Annotated in this window: 14 protein-coding genes; 5 read left to right on the top strand and 9 right to left on the bottom strand. The window is 65.5% G+C overall.

Annotation, left to right across the window (positions count from 1 at the left end; all coding sequences use genetic code 11):
- Nucleotides 1–45 precede the first annotated feature (45 nt).
- Both RPC_RS03385 and RPC_RS03380 read right to left on the bottom strand, forming a co-directional pair.
- A complete protein-coding gene (locus RPC_RS03385; RefSeq protein ID WP_011471154.1) occupies nucleotides 46–2,340 on the bottom strand; it encodes a GumC family protein in 2,295 nt (764 codons plus the stop codon).
- A 149-nt stretch (nucleotides 2,341–2,489) separates the two neighbouring features.
- Nucleotides 2,490–3,239 (bottom strand): polysaccharide deacetylase family protein, encoded by a 750-nt coding sequence (locus tag RPC_RS03380; protein ID WP_011471153.1) that lies wholly within the window; start codon nucleotides 3,237–3,239, stop codon nucleotides 2,490–2,492.
- Nucleotides 3,240–3,789: 550 nt separating this feature from the next.
- Here RPC_RS03380 and RPC_RS03375 point away from each other — a divergent pair.
- A complete protein-coding gene (locus RPC_RS03375) occupies nucleotides 3,790–4,920 on the top strand; it encodes a GNAT family N-acetyltransferase (protein ID WP_041801345.1) in 1,131 nt (376 codons plus the stop codon).
- A gap of 130 nt (nucleotides 4,921–5,050) precedes the next feature.
- Nucleotides 5,051–5,977 (top strand): glycosyltransferase family 2 protein, encoded by a 927-nt coding sequence (locus RPC_RS03370; RefSeq protein WP_011471151.1) that lies wholly within the window; start codon nucleotides 5,051–5,053, stop codon nucleotides 5,975–5,977.
- Between the two features lie 41 nt (nucleotides 5,978–6,018).
- Here the strand turns inward: RPC_RS03370 and RPC_RS03365 are convergent, their stop codons facing one another.
- From RPC_RS03365 to RPC_RS03350, 4 genes are read right to left on the bottom strand one after another with little or no spacing between them, the layout of a single operon-like run.
- A complete protein-coding gene (locus RPC_RS03365; protein WP_415914793.1) occupies nucleotides 6,019–6,936 on the bottom strand; it encodes a glycosyltransferase in 918 nt (305 codons plus the stop codon).
- Nucleotides 6,937–6,967: 31 nt separating this feature from the next.
- Nucleotides 6,968–7,996: a glycosyltransferase family 2 protein gene (locus tag RPC_RS03360; protein ID WP_415914792.1), complete on the bottom strand. Its 1,029-nt coding sequence runs from the start codon at nucleotides 7,994–7,996 to the stop codon at nucleotides 6,968–6,970.
- A gap of 2 nt (nucleotides 7,997–7,998) precedes the next feature.
- Nucleotides 7,999–9,105: an endo-1,4-beta-xylanase gene (locus tag RPC_RS03355; RefSeq protein ID WP_011471148.1), complete on the bottom strand. Its 1,107-nt coding sequence runs from the start codon at nucleotides 9,103–9,105 to the stop codon at nucleotides 7,999–8,001.
- Nucleotides 9,105–10,535 carry a lipopolysaccharide biosynthesis protein gene (locus RPC_RS03350; RefSeq protein WP_011471147.1) on the bottom strand — a complete coding sequence of 477 codons (1,431 nt, stop codon included), beginning with the start codon at nucleotides 10,533–10,535 and terminating at the stop codon, nucleotides 9,105–9,107. The genes RPC_RS03355 and RPC_RS03350 overlap by 1 nt, the downstream gene beginning before the upstream one ends.
- A 407-nt stretch (nucleotides 10,536–10,942) precedes the next feature.
- On the opposite strand from RPC_RS03350, the gene RPC_RS03345 reads away from it, so the two are divergent.
- Nucleotides 10,943–11,947, top strand: a complete 1,005-nt coding sequence (locus RPC_RS03345; RefSeq protein WP_011471146.1) for a glycosyltransferase — start codon at nucleotides 10,943–10,945, stop codon at nucleotides 11,945–11,947.
- An 11-nt stretch (nucleotides 11,948–11,958) separates the two neighbouring features.
- On the opposite strand, the gene RPC_RS03340 is transcribed toward RPC_RS03345, so the two are convergent.
- Nucleotides 11,959–13,269 (bottom strand): O-antigen ligase family protein, encoded by a 1,311-nt coding sequence (locus tag RPC_RS03340; protein WP_011471145.1) that lies wholly within the window; start codon nucleotides 13,267–13,269, stop codon nucleotides 11,959–11,961.
- Nucleotides 13,270–13,591: 322 nt separating this feature from the next.
- Here RPC_RS03340 and RPC_RS03335 point away from each other — a divergent pair, with 322 nt between their 5' ends.
- Together RPC_RS03335 and RPC_RS03330 are read left to right on the top strand one after the other, a co-directional pair.
- Nucleotides 13,592–14,572 (top strand): GNAT family N-acetyltransferase, encoded by a 981-nt coding sequence (locus RPC_RS03335; protein ID WP_011471144.1) that lies wholly within the window; start codon nucleotides 13,592–13,594, stop codon nucleotides 14,570–14,572.
- A gap of 67 nt (nucleotides 14,573–14,639) precedes the next feature.
- Entirely contained in the window at nucleotides 14,640–15,560 is a 921-nt protein-coding gene (locus RPC_RS03330; protein WP_011471143.1) for a proline dehydrogenase, read from the top strand.
- A gap of 114 nt (nucleotides 15,561–15,674) precedes the next feature.
- Here RPC_RS03330 and RPC_RS03325 read toward each other — a convergent pair whose 3' ends face one another.
- Together RPC_RS03325 and RPC_RS03320 are read right to left on the bottom strand one after the other, a co-directional pair.
- A complete protein-coding gene (locus RPC_RS03325) occupies nucleotides 15,675–16,016 on the bottom strand; it encodes a hypothetical protein (protein WP_041801343.1) in 342 nt (113 codons plus the stop codon).
- 304 nt (nucleotides 16,017–16,320) lie between these two features.
- A complete protein-coding gene (locus RPC_RS03320) occupies nucleotides 16,321–18,699 on the bottom strand; it encodes a molybdopterin-dependent oxidoreductase (RefSeq protein WP_011471141.1) in 2,379 nt (792 codons plus the stop codon).
- Nucleotides 18,700–18,795 lie beyond the last annotated feature (96 nt).

Genomic DNA, 18,795 nt, shown 5'->3' with positions numbered 1-18,795 from the left:
ATTTGTTACTCGGTCTTTTAGCCTGTTCCACACCCGGGCGGTCGATCAGGCGGATTGCCGGATCTGCTGCTGGTGCTTGTCGTCGGTCGACGGAAGTTCATTGAGCACGACGCCGATGATGGCGTGTTCCGCTCCGTCCAATGCCGCGATCACGTCATCCATGCAGCGATTGATATCCGAGGCGGCCGGCAGCACCACGACGATGTCGTCGTCAGGCGCCAACAGCTCGCGATGCAGCTCGCTCCCGGGCAACGTCGGTCCGTCGAGGATGACGAGATCGTAGCCTTGCCCGGCGCGGGCTTGCGTGATCGCGTTGCGAATTCTCTTGGCGCTCGCCGTGGCGTTCGGCTTGGCGTCCGCTGATTTCGGCAGCGTCACGATGCTGATGCCGTTGACGGTCACGATCGGCGGCGTCGTCCGTTCGGCGAAGCGAGGCCAGCGACCGCTGCCGCTGTCGTCCTTACGCATCGCGGCGAATTTGTCGGACAAGACGTGCTGCAATGGATCGGCATCGACCAGCAGCACCTTGGCGCCGTCGCGCGCGGCGGCCAGTGCGATGTTGAGCGTAGTAATCGCCCGATCCTCTCCGCTCGGCGGTCCGATCACCGCAATAACCGGCACCACTCCTCCGGAACGTCGCAGCGCGGCGGCGCGGAGCTGACGCATCGCGTCCAGGAACGGCGTCATCGCAAGCCCGGCGCGGAGCGTCGGCCAGCCGATGCTGGTGACGTCGGCGGTGTCGGCGCCGGACAAAATTCCATTCAGCGTCAGCAACACATCGCTCGGTTGCAGGCGGGCGATCAGCGGCTTTTCCCGCAACACCGGCGCCAGCTTGACCGCCGGCTGAGCGGTCGCGGCAGGCTTCGACGGTGACGATGGCGGGCTCGCCTCCGGCACCCCGGGCGAGCTCGGCGGCACCGCTTGCGGCTGTCGCAGCCGTTCGAGCACAAGGGTCCCGGCCGCAGCCGCGAACCCGCCGAGCGCGAAGCCGAGCATCGCCAGCATGCTCATGGCCGGCGGGAATATCCGGCGCTGCGGCGGATTCGCCTCGCCGATGATCCGCGCACTCGAGGTATTCAGGCTTTCCTGCTCCTCGGTTTCCCGCGAGCGTTTCAGGAACGACTGATAGACGCTGCCGCTGGCCTCGACGTCGCGTTCCAGTTCGCGCAGCCGGACCGAGGCCTGGCTGAGATCGACGCTCTGGCGCTTCTGCTCTTCGAGCGCCTTGGTCAACGACGCCTCATAGTCGCGGGCACGGGTGAGATCGTTCTTGGCCGACTGCGCGAAGCGGCTGACTTCTTCGGTGATGGTTCGCCGCAGGTCCTCGACCTGCTTTTCCATGTTCTTCAGCGCCGGATGCCGGGGCCCCAATTCGCCGACCAATTCGGCGTAGCGCCGCCGGGTCTCGGCATATTGCGACCGCAGGCTGGCGATGGTGGGGGATTGCAGCGCCTCCGGAATGGCGCCGGCATCCGCGGCGGCGCGCCGGCTGCTCTCCATCTGGTCGTAACGGGCTTGGGCGTCGAGCGTCTGGGCGCGCGCCGCCGCGAGCCGCTGGGTGCTCGCCGACAGCTGCTGGTCGCTGACCAGGGTGTCCTGGGTGCCGACGAAATTGTTCTGCGCCTTGTAGACCGCCAATGCGTTTTCCGCGCTGCGCAGCCTGGCCTGCAGTTCCTTCAGCCGGCCGGAAAGGTCGGTGGTGGCGCGACGCGCGGCCGCCGCTTGCGACTGCCGGGACTCGGCGAGATAGGCGGCGGAAATCGTGTTGGCGAGCAGGGCTGCCTTGGCCGGGTCGCGCGACCAGACGTCGATGTCGACGATGAAGCTGCGGTCGGCGCGCTTCACGGCGATGTGTCGGTTGAGAATCTCCAACACCGCCATCTTGACGGCGTTCGCATCGACCGACGGTTTGCTGCCGAAGCCGGCGAGGCCCAGCAACGCGCTCATCAGTCCGTCGGACGCCCCGCCGAACTCCGGATCCTGTTCGAGCCGAAGCTGGTCGATCACCGGCAGCAGCACGTTGTTCGAGGTGATCAGTCGGGCCTGGCTTTCGACCATCATCGCCAACCCGGAGACATCCTGCGCGCGCGGCGTCAATTCGCGGTCGACCAGCTGCAACTCGCGGGGATCGACGTAGAGCTGCGCCGTCGCCAAATAGCGCGGCGTCAGACTCTTGCCGACCATCACCGCCACGCAGCCGCCGATCAGCGCCGCCATCGCGATCGCCGCCTTGCGGCGCCACAGCAGCTCGACCAGATCGGCAACGGTAAAGCCCGCAGCCGTCGGCGGCCGTGGTCTTGCCAAAGGCTGCGCAGCTATCGGCTGATCATATGCCAGCATTGATCCCTGCTTCCGTTGTGCCGGTGGCCTCGTCGGACAATGCAAAAGTCTCGCTATCGCATGTGGCCCCGGACGCGTCGCCGTTGCCACAGAACGCAAAATTAACCATGTGCCGACCGCAGTATTTCGCAGAAAGGCAAATAAAGCGTTTATGCGCCGGCCGAGCTCAGCGCCTGCGACATCGTCAGCGCTTGGATGTTCCGCCGCGACGCGGCCTCGAGTGCGTGCCGCAGCAGCTGCGGCGAGCAGCCATAAGGGCTCGGCGAGGCCGCCACGTCGTGGCCGTAGAACACCACCCAGCCGTTGCAACGCAGCGCTTCGTCGTAAGTCCGATCGATCGCATCGCAATCGATCTGCCCACTGATCAACGGTATCGCATAGAGAAATTGCAGATCCACCTTGCCGCTGTTGACGCCGGGAAAGATGCCGCGACTTGACCGGAACATGGTGCCAAGCTGGGACTTTCGCAGCACGGCGGCGACGCCGAAGGGATAGGCAAAATTCTCGATCCGGATGGTGTCGTCGAGCGAGCGCAGGAAGCGGCCGTTGCGTTCGATCTCCGCCGCCATCGCCGCGGCGTCGAGATCGCAGGTCTGTCGATGCGAGAAGGTGTGGCATCCGATCTCGTGACCGTCGCGATGCAGCGCCACGATGTCGTCGCCGCTGGCTGCGGTCCACAGCGGCGACGGCGAGTCGAGCAGACTACCCGCAACGTAGAAGGTGCCTAGCGATGAGTATTCCTTGAGAATCTCGGCTCCCACCGTGACGGCAGTCTTGGGCACGTCATCGAAGGTGAAGCTGACCATCGGCTTCTGGTTGAGGAGACGAAACGGCGTGGTGCCCACCAGCCGCGCGAGACGATTGTTAATCCGGGCTTTGGCATGGGACAACATGGTCATCTAAAGCCTGTTGGCAATATATCGACTACCTAGTGTTGGTCGAACCCGCACGGAAATATTCGGACACAATCAATCAAATCAAATCAAAGATGTCTTTCCAGACGCCGATCACATGGCGCAATGGTAAACAGCATTGTAATGCGGCGTTCGACCTGCCAGCCCCGCCGGCTCGCAGCGAGGGGCCTCGCGGCGCCCATCAACGATGCCGCATTCGTCTTAAAGATCACCCCCGGGCAGCTTCGCCGATCATGACAGCGACGACGTGCCGCAAGCAGCATCGCGATGGCGGCGCGGCGATGGCCGCGGATCAGCGGAACCCGACGTGTCCGCCCAAATTAATATTAATGAGGTCTTTACGTTGCCTGAGCCGCGCTGTTTCTCGATACTAACGGTATCGGACGAGGTCGCAAAAGGTTATCACCGGACAACGCATCGCCGGGCGCAGGTTGGCTCAATGAACAGAACTTTCTTCGCCCCGGCCGCCGATCGGTCAAGCGTAGCGCCGGCGAAGCTGCCTGCCCTGAGCGCCAAGCGCCGATCATGTTTCAGGGTGGAACTGCATTCGGATTTCAGCAACGCCGAGTTTCGCCACACCTGGAAATCGTTCGAGCAATCGGCGACGGCCACGGCGTTCCAGCGCCTGTCCTACATCCAGGCGCTGCTCGCCAACATCGTGCCGCAGCGAGCGGTGGAACCGATCCTGGTCGGGGTGCGCGACACCAGCTGCGGCGCGATCGTGCTGGTCGCGTCGCTGATGCGGACCCGCCGCCACGGCGTGTCGGTCATCGAGGCGCTCGATCTCGGGCTGTGCGACTATTTCGCCCCGTTGATCCGTCCCGGCCTTGAATTCAGCGCGGTGGAGTTTGACGAGCTTTGGCGCGAGATTTGCGGCGCGCTGAAGCCGGTCGGCGCGCTCTCGATCGAGAAGATCCCCGCTGAGATCTTCGGCTATCCCAATCCGCTCGCCAAGCTGCCGTCGGCACGGCCGACCAACGACTTTGCGACGACCTTGCGGATGCGCGCGGCGGATGGCGCCCACTTGGTGGATCTGCAGAGTTATTCGGTGGTGCGAAAGGCCAACCGGCTGTGCCGAAAGCCGGAGAACTGGGGCAACATCCAACTGGAATTGGCAGACACCGCAGCCGCGCTGCAGCAAGCGCTCGACCTGATGGTCGCGCATCGGCTGGTTCGGTCCCACGCGCTGGGACGCCATGACCTGCTCGACGACCGCGGATTCATCGCGTTCTACCGGCAACTCGCGCAGGATGGGCTGGCGGACGGCTCGGTCCGGGTGTTCGTGCTGTCCTCCGATGCTGAGCCGATCGCCGTGGTCTATTCGCTCGTGCATCGCAATGCGCTGACGGTGGTGGTGCCTTCGATGACCACGGAGGAGCGGTGGCGCAAACTGTCGCCCGGGCTGGTCGCGATGGTGAAATGCTGCGAATGGGCCGACCGCGAGGGCTTTCACAACTTCGATCTCAGCGTCGGCGCGCTGCAATACAAAACCCGGTTCGGCGGCGATCAGCGCCGGCTGTACGAAATCCGTCAGGCGCTCTCGCCGGCCGGCCTGCTGATCACCGCTGAAGTGACGGCGAAGCGCCGGCTGCGCGCCTTCGCCGCCCGCCACCCGAAGGCCAAGGCGCTGGTGCGCCGCATGCTGCGCCGGCCGCCGGCTACCTGACCGCAGCGGCGCACGCGGCGCCGCATCGCGACGGCAACAAGTTGTATTAACTGCACTCTCAGGATGGTTTTGACCGACCACGACGCGCAACCTATCTTTCGGCCATGTCTCCCAACTGTCGAGCCCGCAGATGACGCCCCCCGTCCGACCCGCGGTGAGCCTTTGCATTCCGACGTTCCGTCGTCCCGACGGCTTGCGGAAGTTGCTGTCGCATCTTGCCGCGCTGGACTACCAGGGGCCGCTCAGCATCACCGTGGTCGATAATGACGGCGAGCGTCGCGCCGGCGAGGCGGTGGTGCACGAGATCGCCCCGGGGTTCCCGTTTCCGATCGCATGCCTCGTGGAACCGCGCCGCGGTCACACCTACGCCTACAACACCGGTTTTGCCGCCGCCTGCCGCACCCCGGGCACCGATTATGTCGCAGTGCTCGACGACGACGAATATCCGTCGCCAGGCTGGCTGACCGAGATGATCGCTGTCGCCGTGCAATACCAGGTCGACATCGTCGGCGGCCCGGTGTTCCCGGTGTTCGACGATCCCGCGCATTGGCTGGCGCGCGGCCAACTCTACGCGCCGCAGCGCTATCCGACCGGCCCGGTGCCGATGATCTACGGCGCCGGCAACATGCTGATCCGCCGCGCCACGCTCGAACACTATCTCGACGAGCCGTTCTCCCACGCCTTCGCCTTCACCGGCGGCAGCGACCTGGATTTCTTCAAGCGCTGCGCCCGCGACGGACGCTCATTCGCCTGGGCGGACCGCGCCGAGGTGTTCGAAACCACGCCGAAATCGCGGATGACGGTGTCCTGGTTGCTGCTGCGGGCGTTCCGGATCGGCTCCGACAACACCCGGACCGACCGGGTGGCGGCGCGCGGCCCGCGCGATGCCGTGCTGCGCTGGGTCAAGGGCGCCGGGTTGTTCGGCTACGGCGTTGCGCTGGCACCGTTCGCGCTGCTACGCGGCCGTTGCGCGATGATCGGCAGCCTGAAGGTGGCGGCCCGCGGCGTCGGCCGGCTCGCCGCGGAATTCAACGTGTTGTACGAAGAATATCGCTGAGCCTGCCGCGTCAACGGTTTGGCGCCGCGGTCATCGCCGCTTCAAATGCGCAGCCAGGCGAGGCCTAATCGCAGGGCCACCGCCGGCGTGGCACGCGGCGAGCGGCGGATCGCGGCGAGCGCATAGCGCCCGGCCTGGCGATAACGGCCGAACCGGACCGCTTGGGTCGCCGCATAAGTCATCATGTGAATCTCTGCGGCGCGGCGCAACCCGGACATCGAAGCTGGCGGCAGCTTGGCGAGGATGATCGCGTCGCCAAACACCCGATCCACCGCCGGCAGAAAGTCCGCCGGCGAGCGGATCGACGGGCTCATGGTGCTGTCGCCGTGGACGCGGTAATCCAGCAGCTGATGCTTCACCGCCTGGAATTCGCCGAGCGCGGCGAGCCGGCACCAGCAATGCCAATCCTCGCAGTATTTCAGCGCCGCGTCGAAACCGCCGACCGCCGCGAACGCGTCGGCGCGCACGATCATCACCCCGCCGTTGACGATGAAGTTGCCGGCGGCAAGCCGTTGCAACACCTCGCCCGACGGCTTGCTGCGGCGCTGCAGCCAGCCCCGCCGGCCGATCGGCGCGCCGTTGCCGTCGATACGGTCGTAATCGCCATAGATCGCCACGGCGCGTTGCGCGGCATTCGCCGCCTGCAACAACGTGGCGATCGCGCCCGGACGCAGCCGGTCGTCGCTGTCGAGAAACATCAGCCAATCGCCGCCGGCCGCACTGGCGCCGTGGTTGCGCGCGCTCGAAACGCCGCGGCCAGGATTGCTCAGCAGCCGCACCCGGGGGTCGTCAAAGCCGCCCACGATCACCCGCGTGGCGTCGGTCGAGCCATCATCGATCACGATCAGGTCTTCGACGCCGTGCCCCTGCAGCAATACGCTGGCGATCGCCTCGCCGATATGCGCGGCGGCATTCTTGGCCGGCATCACCACCGACACCGTGGCGGGCTTGCCGGTCACGGCGCCCGCCGGCCGGGCCAGCGGAGCGTCGTCAACTCGGGAGCAGGGCACGGGCGGCGCGGACGAGGCGTCGGGCCTTGGTCTTTTGGCGAAGCGCTTCGCTCCAGTCGAATAGGCTTGAATTGATGTCATAGTCGCCTCGCTGGGCGTCGGGAATCGCGCCGGCGACGATCCGGCCGATCAGGTTCGGCAATTCGCGGTAGAATTTCTCGGAGCGGAACGGCGGATGCAGCGAATACATCCCGGCGCCGGATCCTAGGAAGTCGATGCGGGCGAGCCGCTTTCGCATCATCGCCGCGGTGATGACTTCCTCGGCGGGCATCGACAGCGGCGACTGGTGAAATAGCCTTGCCCGCAGCCGCCGCTTGAAATTCGGACGGACCAGATCCAGCGCGCCGACCGCGGCGTCGAACCGGCCCTGGTCCAGCACGAAAATGCGGGTGCTGACGCTCTCGAAGCGATAGGCGGGATAATCGGCCTCGAGCCGTTGCGGCGGCTCAACGCAGGCCAGCCCGGGAAACGAGCGGTGCAGATCCGGCAGCGTGCCGTCGGCCCGCGGCGGACCGGGCAACGGACCGGCGAACAGCGCATCCGGGGTGCGCTGCAGCCAGCCGATCGCCTCATCGAGCCAAGCCTGGCTGCCGCCGCCGAACAACATGTCGCTGTCCATGTGGACCACGTAGTCGGCGCGGGATCGCAGCAGGCCGTAGAAATAGGCGTGGAACGGGCCACCGTCGAAGGCCTTTTCCGGATGGGCCGCGGAGGACGCGAAATAGCGCTGCCGCACCGCCTCCAGTGCCGCCGGCGCGTAGTCGACCTCGACGATCTCGACGTTCGAGGCCTGGTTGGCGATGGTTTCGAGCAGTCCGAACAGCCGCCCGCGGCTGTCCTCATAGGCGTCGCCGCCGTAACGGCCGCTGGCGCTCTGTTTGGTGTCGACCGTCAGCACGACGCGGTCGACCTGGCCGCCCCACACCTCGAGCTGATGCGGCAAGGTGTGCACGGCATGACGCTCGTCGAGAGGATGCAGATTGATCTGAAGCGCAGTGCGGACTTGCATGGTCATGCCTCCCTGCCGGTGAATTGATCGATGACGTCCATGAACGGCTTGCGCTGGAATTCGCGATCGAGCGGCAGCGGCCGGTTGGGCCGCTTATCGGCGCGCGGCGCCGCATAGGGAATCCAGCTGTAACGGTCGGAAATGCCCCAGGTCAGCAAAGCGTCGAGCGGCCCCGGCGCGGTCACCGCGGCGAGCAGCTCGCCGACCTGCGCGGCGACCAGCGCGTCGCGGCGTTGCACCGGCGCCGGCAAATGCTGATCCATCACGTCGAGTTCGGTCACCAGGCATTTGAGACCGTTGCCGTGCAACTCGGCCACGAAGCTCTCGAGCCCGGCGCGATCGACCGCCATCTCGCCGTGCAGATGACATTGCAGCCCGACCGCATGGATCGGCACATCGGCGTCCTGCAACTGCCGGATCAAATGACGAAACGCCGCGCGCTTGCGGCGGCAGCGCGGGTCGCCGAATTCGATGTCGTAGTCGTTGAGCACCAGCTGCGCCTTGGGATCCGCTTCCGCGGCGATCCGGAACGCCAACGGGATGTAGCGCTCGCCGAGATAGCGCGACCACAGCGATGGCCGGCGGTCGGTGGGCTGATGGGCCTCGTCGGGGATCACCTCGTTCACCACGTCCCAGGAGCGGATCCGGCCGCGATAGCGCGACACCACGGTCTCGATGTGCTCGCGCAGCGCGCGTTCGGCGGCGGCTTCGCTGTCGATCTCCTTCGTCCAGTCCGGCAAGGCGGCGTACCAGACCAGCGTATGGCCGCGCATCGCAAGGCCGTTGTCGGCCGCGAAGCCGGCGAGCGCATCGGCCTTCTCGAAGGCAAATTGCCCCGGCGCCGGCCGCAGCTCGCTCCATTTCAATTCGCTCACCGGCACGATCTGGCTGCAAGTGCCGGCGAGCGCGGCGCCGAGCCGCGGATCGCCGCGCAGATCGTCGAGCGCGACCGCTGCGCCATAGGGGATCTTGCGACGCGGGCGGATGGCGGCCGCGCGCGCGCCGGGCGACGCCAGCGCAAGCAGCGCTGCGGCCGGCGCGGTCCGCAGCAATTGCCGGCGTGTTACACCGCGCTTCGAGGAGGTCGGGATGTGCCGTGGCGCCGTCATCAGTGCGCCATCCGCAGCCGGAGAAACGACGACATCGAGGTCCTGATTCGCACCACGTTGAGCAGCCAGGCGGCGGCGGCATAGGCCACCCCGCCCGCGGCGCTCACCGTCATCAGCGAAATCAGTCCGGTGCCGCCCACCGCGCTCCGGGTGGCGTAGATCGCGACGCCCATCACCGCCGAGGCCAGCAGCACTCCGGCCAGCCGGCGCGGCTCGAACGGCAGCACGAACGCCTTGCGCGTCAAAACGATGGTGATCACCACGCCGGCCGCCTCGGTGACCAGCGTCGCATAGGCCGCCCCCAGCAGATCGAACGCCGCGACCAGCGGGAACATCAAGGTGATGCTCAGCACCAGCGTGATGATCGACTGGATCACCGGCAGCATCGGCCGTTCGGCCAGCTGGAAGCTGATCTGCAGATAGAACTGATTGATCACACCGAGCACCCGCGCCAGCGCGACGATCGGCAGCAGCAGCGTCACGCTGGCGCGGAAGTCCTGCCCGACCAGCGTCCCTGCCACCTGGTCGGCGGCCAACGCCAGCCACACCGCGACCGGCAGGATCACGGCGAGCAGCAATTCGATGTTCTCATTCAACCGCTCGCGGGTCGCGGCGAGGCCCTCGCCGCTGAACGTCCGGAACACGATCGGAAAGGTCGCCGCGGCGACGCTGGAGGCCAGCATCACCATGAACTGGCGCGGAAGATCGGCCGCGACGCCGAATTTTCCCGCGGCATCCGGCCCCAGCAGATAGGCGACGACCAGCCGGTCGCTGGTGCTGTACAGCGCCATCGACAGGCCGCCGAGCGACAACGGCAACCCGTAGCGCGCGAACTGCATCAACTGGTCACGCCGATAGCGGCTGATCCGCGGTGCCTTGCCGTCGATCGCGTTCAACACGGCGCCGATCAGGAAGCTCAAGCCGACCGCGCAGAGCAGCCCGAGGCCGCCCCAGCCGAGTTCGATCGCCAGCCAACCCAGCGCCAGACCGAGCACGGCTCGGGTGATGCCGATCGCCGCATAGCGATAGGGCCGCAACGTGGCGCGGGCGAACTCCTGGGCGATGTCGAAGGCGCCGACCGCCAAGGCGGTGAACACGCCGCCGACCAACAGGTAGACGTTGACGTCCGGGCTGAGCAGCAGAATCGCCGCAGGCGCGACGCAGCCCATCGCCGCCAGCGTCAGGCCGTAGGCGACCATCGCGGTGCCGCGGAAATCGACGTCGGCCGAACTCGCCTGATAGCGCGACACCGACAGCCGGATCCAGACGAAGAACACCGCGCCGACGATTCCGGCGATGCTCATGCCGACCACGTAGACGCCGTATTCCGCCGGGTTGAGCAGCCGGGTATAGGCGGTGATGGCGATGAAGCCGATCACCGCCGGCACCAGATGCGCGCCCAGATAGATGGAAAAATACCGATTCAGCATGTCGCCCCGATGCGGTTTGCCGACCCGCGCGAGCGGTTATGGGGTTCGCCGGTCCGCCGCCTGCTCATCGCTGTTCACCGCTGCTCTGAACATCCGAGGCGGCCTGAACGAACCCGCCCTCGCCACACGGACCGAGGCCGCCCGCTGCGATAGCTCGCATTTTAACGAGCCGAGGCTCCGACATAAAACCAATTCGCGCGCCGTCGTTAACGCTTAACCTGCAGCCACGAGCTTAACCATGTGCAGCGGCAATACCCCAGCCTGCCACGGAAACCATGCGGATTGACTAATCGCACCTCCGCCGAATCCGCAAACACGTTAACCGCTCGCTCATTCTGCAGTTAAGAGTTTTAGCGAACTGTCGGAGACAGTGCGTATATCGGCGGTGGAAGGACAGTCCTGCCCCCATGATCCTGAATCTGTTTTACGAGGAAAAGGACGATCGCTGGTTCCCGGGCGATCGCCATGTCCGATCGTTGTTGCGCCACCTTCTGCTCGGCAAACCGCAACCGGCCGGCCACACCCGCGTCTTCCTCAATCTGTGCGCCGGGCTCGACCGGTTGGGCATCCGCTACCGCGTCAACGACTACAGATACATTCAGAAACATCCGAACGAACTCGCCTGCATCATCGGGCGTCGGTTCCTGCTGGACAAGATCGCGTGGAAGAATCCGATCCTGCTCGGCGTCGCCGGCTATGATCATCCGGTGGACGCGCCGGGCTTGTTCGACAGGCTGCCGATCAAGATGGTGCTGGTTCCCGGCGATTGGTACGTCGACATGTGCCGGCCGTATTGGAAGCAGGTCAAAAGCTGGCCGGTGGGGATCGACACCGAGTTGTGGGCGCCCTCGCCGCAGGATCGAAAGTCGGTCGACGTCCTGCTGTACGACAAGGTGCGCTGGGAGCACGACCGCATCGCGCCGGCTCTGATCGATCCGATCCGCGCCCGGCTCGAGGCCGAGGGCCGCTCGGTGCTGGAACTGCGCTACGGCTCCTATGAGGAGGATGATTTCCGCGAGGCGCTGGCGCGCTGCCGCAGCATGATCTTCCTGTGCGAACATGAAAGCCAAGGCATCGCCTATCAGCAGGCGCTGTCCTGCGGCGTGCCGATCTTCGCCTGGGATCGCGGCGGCGCCTGGCAGGATCCCAACTACTTCCCCCACAAGGTGGTCTACGAGCCGGTCACCTCGGTGCCCTATTGGGACGCGCGCTGCGGACTGACGTTCAAGGACATCGAGGCCTTTCGGTCGCAATGGCCGGAATTCTGGCGCCGCAGCCAGAACGGCGGGTTCGCGCCGCGCGACTACGTTCTGCAATCGCTGACGCTGGAACAGCGCGCCCAGCAGTATTACGACATCGCCAAGAGCGTGGCCGACGACCAGGTCGCGCGACGCCCTGTGTCGATGACGTAGCGCGCGGCACGCTACGCTTTCACGCCGAACCTCGCCAGATAGTGCAGGCCGGCGGCCGCGATCACAAAGCTGAACCAGGTCGGATTCTGCCGGTCGAGCAAGAACGTCTCCATGGTGGCGAAGTAAACCCCGAACATCCAGATCACCAGGAACAGCCGGGCCAGTCCGCTGCTGCGGTCCGCGGATTGGATGACGTGGAAATTGCGCAACGGCGCAACGACGAACACCAGGATCACCAGCACCAGCCCGGGCAAACCGATGGTGAGCGCCAGATCGAGATAACTGTTGTGGCTGTGCGGCGAGGTGGAAGCCCAGCCGAGATCCTCGGCCGAGGTGCGGTTGGCGTTCTCCCAGAACGCCGCATAGCCATAGCCGCGGAACGGGTGATCGAGAAATGCCGCGAAGGCATATTTCCAGATATCGGTTCGCCCGGTGAAGCTGGTATCGATCGGAAGCAGCCCGACGATGGCCGCCAGGCCGGTGTTGATCGCGCTGCCGACGCTCAGCAGATTCATCAGCACCACCGGCACCAGGCAGACCAGCATCTTCAGCCAGAGGCTTCTGATGGTCGCGATCAGTTGGGCCAACAGGCCGACCCCGATGCACAACGCCAGCGCGCTCTTGCCGCCGGAGCCGACCAGAAACAGCGCGGCGAGGGCCGCGATCGATCCGCCCCACAGACGCAGCCCGTTGGTTGCGAGATAGAGCCCGAGATAGACCAGGATCGCCATCACCGCCGCGGCCGCGTTCTTGTGCGCGAAGCTGCCGCGCCAATCTCCCGCCAGATCGGGTTCGGTGACGTCGGCGGCGGAATGGATCGCCAGCGCAGGCGCCGCCACCAGGCCGAAATAACACAGCGCCAGAAGCAGCAAGGCGGCGACCGCGAAGCACCATTTGAACGCGGCTTGCGTGGGCGGCAACAGCGGGATCATCAGCGCCAGCGAGATCACGCTGGCGGTCAGCACGAAGCGCTGCAGCGAAACGCCGGGGCTTTGCGACAACGCAATATTGAACGCCATCCATCCGAGCAGGCAGAGGTGGAGCGGCGTCCACAGCGACTTCAGCGCCGGGATATTGTCGGAGGCCGACAGCAGCACGGTGAGCAGCGCCAGCGCGCCGAACGCCAGATAGGTGAACGCCAATTTGCCGGCCGGCGCGCCCGGCAGGGTCGCGATGCGCAAGTCCTCAAACGGCTCCAGCGTCACCCACACCAACAGCAGCGACGCCACCACGGCGAGACACCGAGCAGAGGCCAGGACATCCAGTCCATCCAGGGCCGCTTGAACGACCGCGACGACTTCAAAACGCCGAATGTCGATCATGGGATGAAATGCTTTGCCCCGGCATTCTTCAGGTCGCGCATGGGTTGGCGCCAATCGGCATTGTGTAGCGGCGTTTGGTTAACGCGGCGTGAAAGGCAACGGGGCGTCGCGCCACCGCCGCTCGCGCGTCGGGCCCAACCGCGGCCGCCGGCGAGGTCGCCGGATCCGATCGACGCCGTGACGCTTTGATCATGCAATATTTCGTCGAACTGGTCGGATATTGCGTCATCGAAGGATTAACCGTTTCGCTAGGAATGAGTAGCGGGCGGAACGCGCTGTGCCAGTATATTCCCATACTGGGAGACGCACGGATTGGGATCCGATGAATTTCTACGCATCAGAGCATTATCTCGACGCCGTCGCGGCGGTCTATTTCAAGGGCCAGCGCGCGCGCATCGAAGACGTACAAATCGGCGACGAGGTGCTTCGGCTTCTCGTGGTCAATGACAAGCGTGTCATTACGCGACATCAGTTCTTGGATTTCCACCAGCCGCTGCTTGAAACCGAGACTCGCGGAGCGACCCGCAACGGCCGGTACGCGCCCGCCGTGGCGCGCCGGGTGATCGAGCGGACGCAGTGGGATCCGGCGCAGTTTCCCGGCCTGGAGCTCGCGCCCTATGTCGACTGGTCGCAGTTTCCCGAATACGACGACTACAAGGCCTATCTGCTGAAGCACCACAAGAGCCTGGTGCGCGATCGCGAGCGCCGCGGGCGCAGCCTCGCCGCGGCGCATGGCGAACTGGTGTTCACCATGAACGACACGCAGGCCGACGTGTTCGACGCCGCGCAGCGTTGGAAGAGCCGGCAGCTGCGCGACAGCGGCCTGGCGGATTATTTCGCCGCCCCGCACACCATGGAGTTTCTCGAGGCATTGCGCAGCCGCGGCCAATTGGTCGCCTCGACGCTGCGCGCCTCCGGCCAATTGTTGTCGCTGTGGATCGGCTTCGTGCACGACCGCACCTGGTCCGGCTGGATTTTCACTTATGATCCGGCGTTCCGGAAATACTCGGTGGGACACCAGCTGCTCAGCTTCATGCTGAGCGAGAGCCACCGCCTCGGCCACCGCGAGTTCGATTTTTCGATCGGCAGCGAGGACTACAAGATGATCTACGCCACGCACGGGCGCGTGCTGGGATCGATCGGCCAGCCGCCGCTCGGCCAGCGGTTGATCGGCTACGCCAAGGACGAATTGCGGGATCGGACCCCGAAGCTGTTCGACGCCGCGCGGAATCTGAAGAAGCGGATCGACGGCACGCTGCCGACTCAGCTGGTGGCGGGCCAGACCGGCCCGGCCAAGGCGTGAGCGCCGCGCCGTTCGCCGAGGCGGCTTTGCGCAGCGGACAAGCTTACTCAGTCAAGGAGCGACAGCCTTGAACGTGAAACAGCAGGTTTTCGATACCGCGCCGCCGCCGTCGACGGAACAGTCGCCGTGGCAGGGTTGGAAGCGGGGGCTGAGGGACAGGCTCTCGGCCTCGATCCTGCCGCTGGTCGAACACGCCGCCCGCCCCTATCTGGGCGGCGACACCGTCGAGGATGCGTTGTGCGTCGCCCGCCGTCTGGCGCTGGAGAATGCGGCGAGTACGCTCGGCTTCTGGGACACCGCGGACTACGCCGGCCGCGAGGTCGCCGACATCTATCTGGCGAGCATCGCGCGGCTCTCCGACGGCAGCCTTGATAGTTACGTCTCGGTCAAGCCTCCGGCGCTGCGGTTCGATCCGTCGCTTGCGATCGAGCTCGCCGCGGCCGCGGCGGCATCGGGCGTGCGGCTGCATTGCGACTCTCACGGCATCGAGGTTGCCGATCGTTCGAATGCCATGTTGCAGGCGATGTTGACGCGGGTAGGCGCCGGCTGCGTCGGCACTACGTTGCCCGGACGCTGGGCGCGCAGCGTCGCGGATGCCGACTGGGCGGTCGCTAACGGATTGAACGTCAGGGTCGTAAAGGGCCAATGGCCGGACCCCGGCGATCCGCAGCGCGACATGGGAAAAGGATTTCTCGACGTGATCGACCGGCTGGCGGGGCGCGCGCGCCATATCGCAGTCGCCACCCACGACCTGCCGCTGGCATCGGAAGCGATCCGCCGCATCCGCGCCACCGGCACATCCTACGAACTGGAACTGCTGTTCGGAATGCCGCTGCAGCCGCTGCGGCGCTGGGCCGCGGATCACCAGGTCAAGACCCGGATCTACGTGCCGTTCGGCAAAGGCTTCATCCCGAATGCGCTCAACGTATTGCGGCAAAATCCCGGTCTGATGTGGCGCATCGCCAAGCGCCGCTTGACCGGCCGATAGTCGCATCCCCTTGGGTGCGGATTGCTGGGCCGTGCCACGATAGCGTGGCTGCGCGGCAGCCTTGCGTTGGCTCGGACCCGTCTCGCCTGCGGGGCGGAGCCGGCATCGACGCGATCACGCTTGGAAGCGCAGAAACTGGGTTTTGGCGATCCGCCCGGCCAGAACGCCGATGCACATGGCGAGGCTGTCGACCAGCGCGTCTTCCAGCCGCGCGTGGCGCGTCGACAACGGGATCTGCACGGCTTCCAGCAGCAGGCAGAACCAGATCGCGCCGAGCAGCAGCAACGGCGTCTTCTTTTCGAAAGCGAATCCGAACAGCAGGCCCGGCAGCATGAACGCACCGAAATGTTCGATGTCGTGCGGCAAGCCGCTGACCGGCCGCTGATCCGCCGGGACGATGGTCAGCAGCAGCAGCGCCGCGGCGCAGGCGTAGGCCAGGATGCGCAAATATCTCATGCCCACGGAATCCGAACGCCCTTTGCAAACACCGGTCGCGCGCTTCGGGAAGGGCCGTTCCCAGCGACACGTCGCTGCGAACCTAGAGCATGATCCCTAAAAGGGGATACCGGTTTTCGAAAAAGACCATGCTCGTTCGAATAGCTCGAGCAGCATGCCGATTCGGCCGATGCAGCGCAACGACTCCCGAGGCATTTGCGCAACGAGCGGTAAAGCGCCGACCGACAACCATCACGCGGGCTGGCCAAGCGCCACCGCGACGCCCTGGGGATGTTCTCCCCAAGGCGCCATGGCGACGTTCCGCTCAGCCGACGGCGTCGAAGGCGGTCACCGGCAGGGCCTCGCCCTTCCACTTCTCCACGTCGCAGATTGCCGTGCCCGCAATGGTTGCCTGGGCAAAGCGCGAGGACAGCGGCACGTCGAGGGTCAGCAGGTTCGGCGAGCCGTATTTGTCGAGAGCTCCCTTCTCGCCGGGCTTAGCCGGGTCGTACCAACCGCCCTCGTGCAGGCAGATCGTGCCTTGGAGGATGTCCGGCGTGACGATCGCACCGGCAAGCGTTTGGCCGCGGTCGTTGAACAGCCGCACGATGTCGCCGCTCTTGATGCCCCTTTTTGCCGCGTCGTCGGCGTTGATGACGACGGGTTCGCGGTCGGCGACGGTGTAGCTCTTGCGCGTCTCGGTGTTGCACATCTGCGAATGCAGACGCAGCGGCGGGTGGGGAGAGATCAGCTGCAGCGGGAACTTGTCCGCCCCTTTGCTGCCTTTCCATTCCACCGGCTCGATCCAGGTCGGATGCGCCGGGCAGTCATCGTAGCCGAGCTTGCCGACGTAGGGAGAGACGAACTCGATGAGGCCGGAGGCAGTCGACAGCGGCTGCAGCAGCGGATCGTTGCGGAAGTCGGCCAAATGTACGAATTCGCCTTTGCCGGCGGGGAATTCGATGATCCCCTCGCCCGCCCAGAACTCGTCGAAGTCGGGCATCTTCACCGCCTTCGACTGCGCCTTGGCCGCGTCATAGAAGAACTGCACCCACTCCATCTCGCTGCGTCCCTCGGTGAAGGCCTGGCGGTGGCCGAGCCGGTCGGCGAGTTCGGTCAAGATGTCGTAGTCGGTACGCGACTTGAACAGCGGATCGACGGCCGCATGCGCGGCAGTGATGAGGTTGAGGGTTTGGCCGAGGTCGTTACGCTCCAGATCGCTCGAAGCCGGCAGCACGATATCGGCAAAGCGGGCGCTTGGGCTCCACCAAGGATCCTGCACGATCACCACCTCCGGCTTGCGGAAGGCTTCGATCACCCGGTTGGTGTCTTGATGATGGGTGAGCTGGTTGCCGCCCGAAGTATAGACGAGACGAATGTCCGGATAGGTGATCTTGCGCCCTTTGCACTCGATGGTCTTGCCCGGGTTCAAGTATGCGTCCGACAGGCAGGCGATCGGGAACGGATTCGGCACCGCATTGCTGCCGGGCGAGATCCCGCCGACCACCGGCATGGTCGGCCGCGGATATCCGCCGTCGGCATAGTGCAGGCCGAAGCTCACACCACCACCGGGAAGCCCCATCTGGCCGAGCATGGCGCCAAGCGCGACCAAGGCCCACGGGGCCTGTTCGCCGTGATGCTGGCGTTGGGTCGACCAGCCGCCGGCAATGGTGGTGCGGGTGCCCGCCATCTTGCGGGCGAGGCCGCGGATCGTCTCCGCCGGAATGCCGGTGATGCCCGAAGCCCACTCGGCGGTCTTCGGCGTGCCGTCCTTGGCGCCGGTGAGATAGGGCTCGAAATCCTTGAAGCCCTTGGTGTAACCCTCGATGAACGCCTTGTCTTGAAGGTTCTCGGTTAGCAGCGTGTGCATCAGGCCGAGCGCCAGCGCGACGTCGGTGTTGGGCCGGATCGGCAGCCACTCGCAGCCGAGTTCTTTCACCGACTCCGACCTCATCGGGTCGATCGCGATGATCTCGATGCCGCGCTTCTTCGCCTCGTACCAGGCGTGCGTGGCGTAGCGGCCGGACAGGATGCGGGTGGTGGCCACCGGATTGCAGCCCCACAGCACGATCAGCTTGGCGTTCTGATGGATCACCGGCCAGTCGGTCGCCGCAGCCGGACTTGACCAGGCAACCGCCGGCAAGATCTCCGAGATGGCTTGGTTCGAGTAGTTGCCGAAGAAGGTCGACGAGCCGCCGAAGCCGTTCAGGAAGCGCTGCAGCAGCGCCTCGGTGCGATAGAAATGCGCGTGGTTCGAGGCCCAAGAACTCTTGCCGCGGTGCAGCGAGGCGTTACCGAATTTGGTCTTGATGCGCTGCATTTCCTCGCTGACGATCTTCAACGCGTCGTCCCAGCTCACTTCGACGAAGTCGCGACTGCCGCGGTCGGTCCGATCGCTCTTCTCGCGATTTTTCAGGAATTCGCGGCGGATCATCGGCGCCTTGACGCGCGCCTTGTTGTAGAGCCGGTCCGGCATGTCGCCGAGCAGCTTCCAGGGTTCGCCGTCCTGCTTCAGTTGCTCGACGCCGACGACCTTGCCGCCCTTCTTCACCAAGAACATCGGGCCGATCGAGGTGTTCACAAGCACTCGACCGTCGACGACGCCGCCGGCGCCGGAAGCGCCGCGCGCGAGGTGGGGAAACATCGCCAGTCCGACCGCGCCGGGAATGACGCTGCGGATAAAGGTACTACGTGTGATCGACATTGCTGTTCCTTTTGTCGCCCGCCGGTCGCTCGACCGGCCAGGCCTGTGGTTCATCTCTGGTCCGGATGATGCCCGCGGGCGCGTCCGGCTGATTGT

Source organism: Rhodopseudomonas palustris BisB18 (assembly GCF_000013745.1).
Taxonomy (GTDB): Bacteria; Pseudomonadota; Alphaproteobacteria; order Rhizobiales; family Xanthobacteraceae; genus Rhodopseudomonas_A; species Rhodopseudomonas_A palustris_F.
This window is presented reverse-complemented; position numbering and strand designations above follow the sequence as displayed.

What these genes read in the sequence shown, in the direction of transcription:
- RPC_RS03385 (WP_011471154.1), bottom strand. Translation starts at nt 2,340, where the DNA reads ATGCTGGCATATGATCAGCCGATAGCTGCGCAGCCTTTGGCAAGACCA.
- RPC_RS03380 (WP_011471153.1), bottom strand. Translation starts at nt 3,239, where the DNA reads ATGACCATGTTGTCCCATGCCAAAGCCCGGATTAACAATCGTCTCGCG.
- RPC_RS03370 (WP_011471151.1), top strand. Translation starts at nt 5,051, where the DNA reads ATGACGCCCCCCGTCCGACCCGCGGTGAGCCTTTGCATTCCGACGTTC.
- RPC_RS03360 (WP_415914792.1), bottom strand. Translation starts at nt 7,996, where the DNA reads ATGCAAGTCCGCACTGCGCTTCAGATCAATCTGCATCCTCTCGACGAG.
- RPC_RS03355 (WP_011471148.1), bottom strand. Translation starts at nt 9,105, where the DNA reads ATGACGGCGCCACGGCACATCCCGACCTCCTCGAAGCGCGGTGTAACA.
- RPC_RS03350 (WP_011471147.1), bottom strand. Translation starts at nt 10,535, where the DNA reads ATGCTGAATCGGTATTTTTCCATCTATCTGGGCGCGCATCTGGTGCCG.
- RPC_RS03345 (WP_011471146.1), top strand. Translation starts at nt 10,943, where the DNA reads ATGATCCTGAATCTGTTTTACGAGGAAAAGGACGATCGCTGGTTCCCG.
- RPC_RS03340 (WP_011471145.1), bottom strand. Translation starts at nt 13,269, where the DNA reads ATGATCGACATTCGGCGTTTTGAAGTCGTCGCGGTCGTTCAAGCGGCC.
- RPC_RS03335 (WP_011471144.1), top strand. Translation starts at nt 13,592, where the DNA reads ATGAATTTCTACGCATCAGAGCATTATCTCGACGCCGTCGCGGCGGTC.
- RPC_RS03325 (WP_041801343.1), bottom strand. Translation starts at nt 16,016, where the DNA reads ATGAGATATTTGCGCATCCTGGCCTACGCCTGCGCCGCGGCGCTGCTG.
- RPC_RS03320 (WP_011471141.1), bottom strand. Translation starts at nt 18,699, where the DNA reads ATGTCGATCACACGTAGTACCTTTATCCGCAGCGTCATTCCCGGCGCG.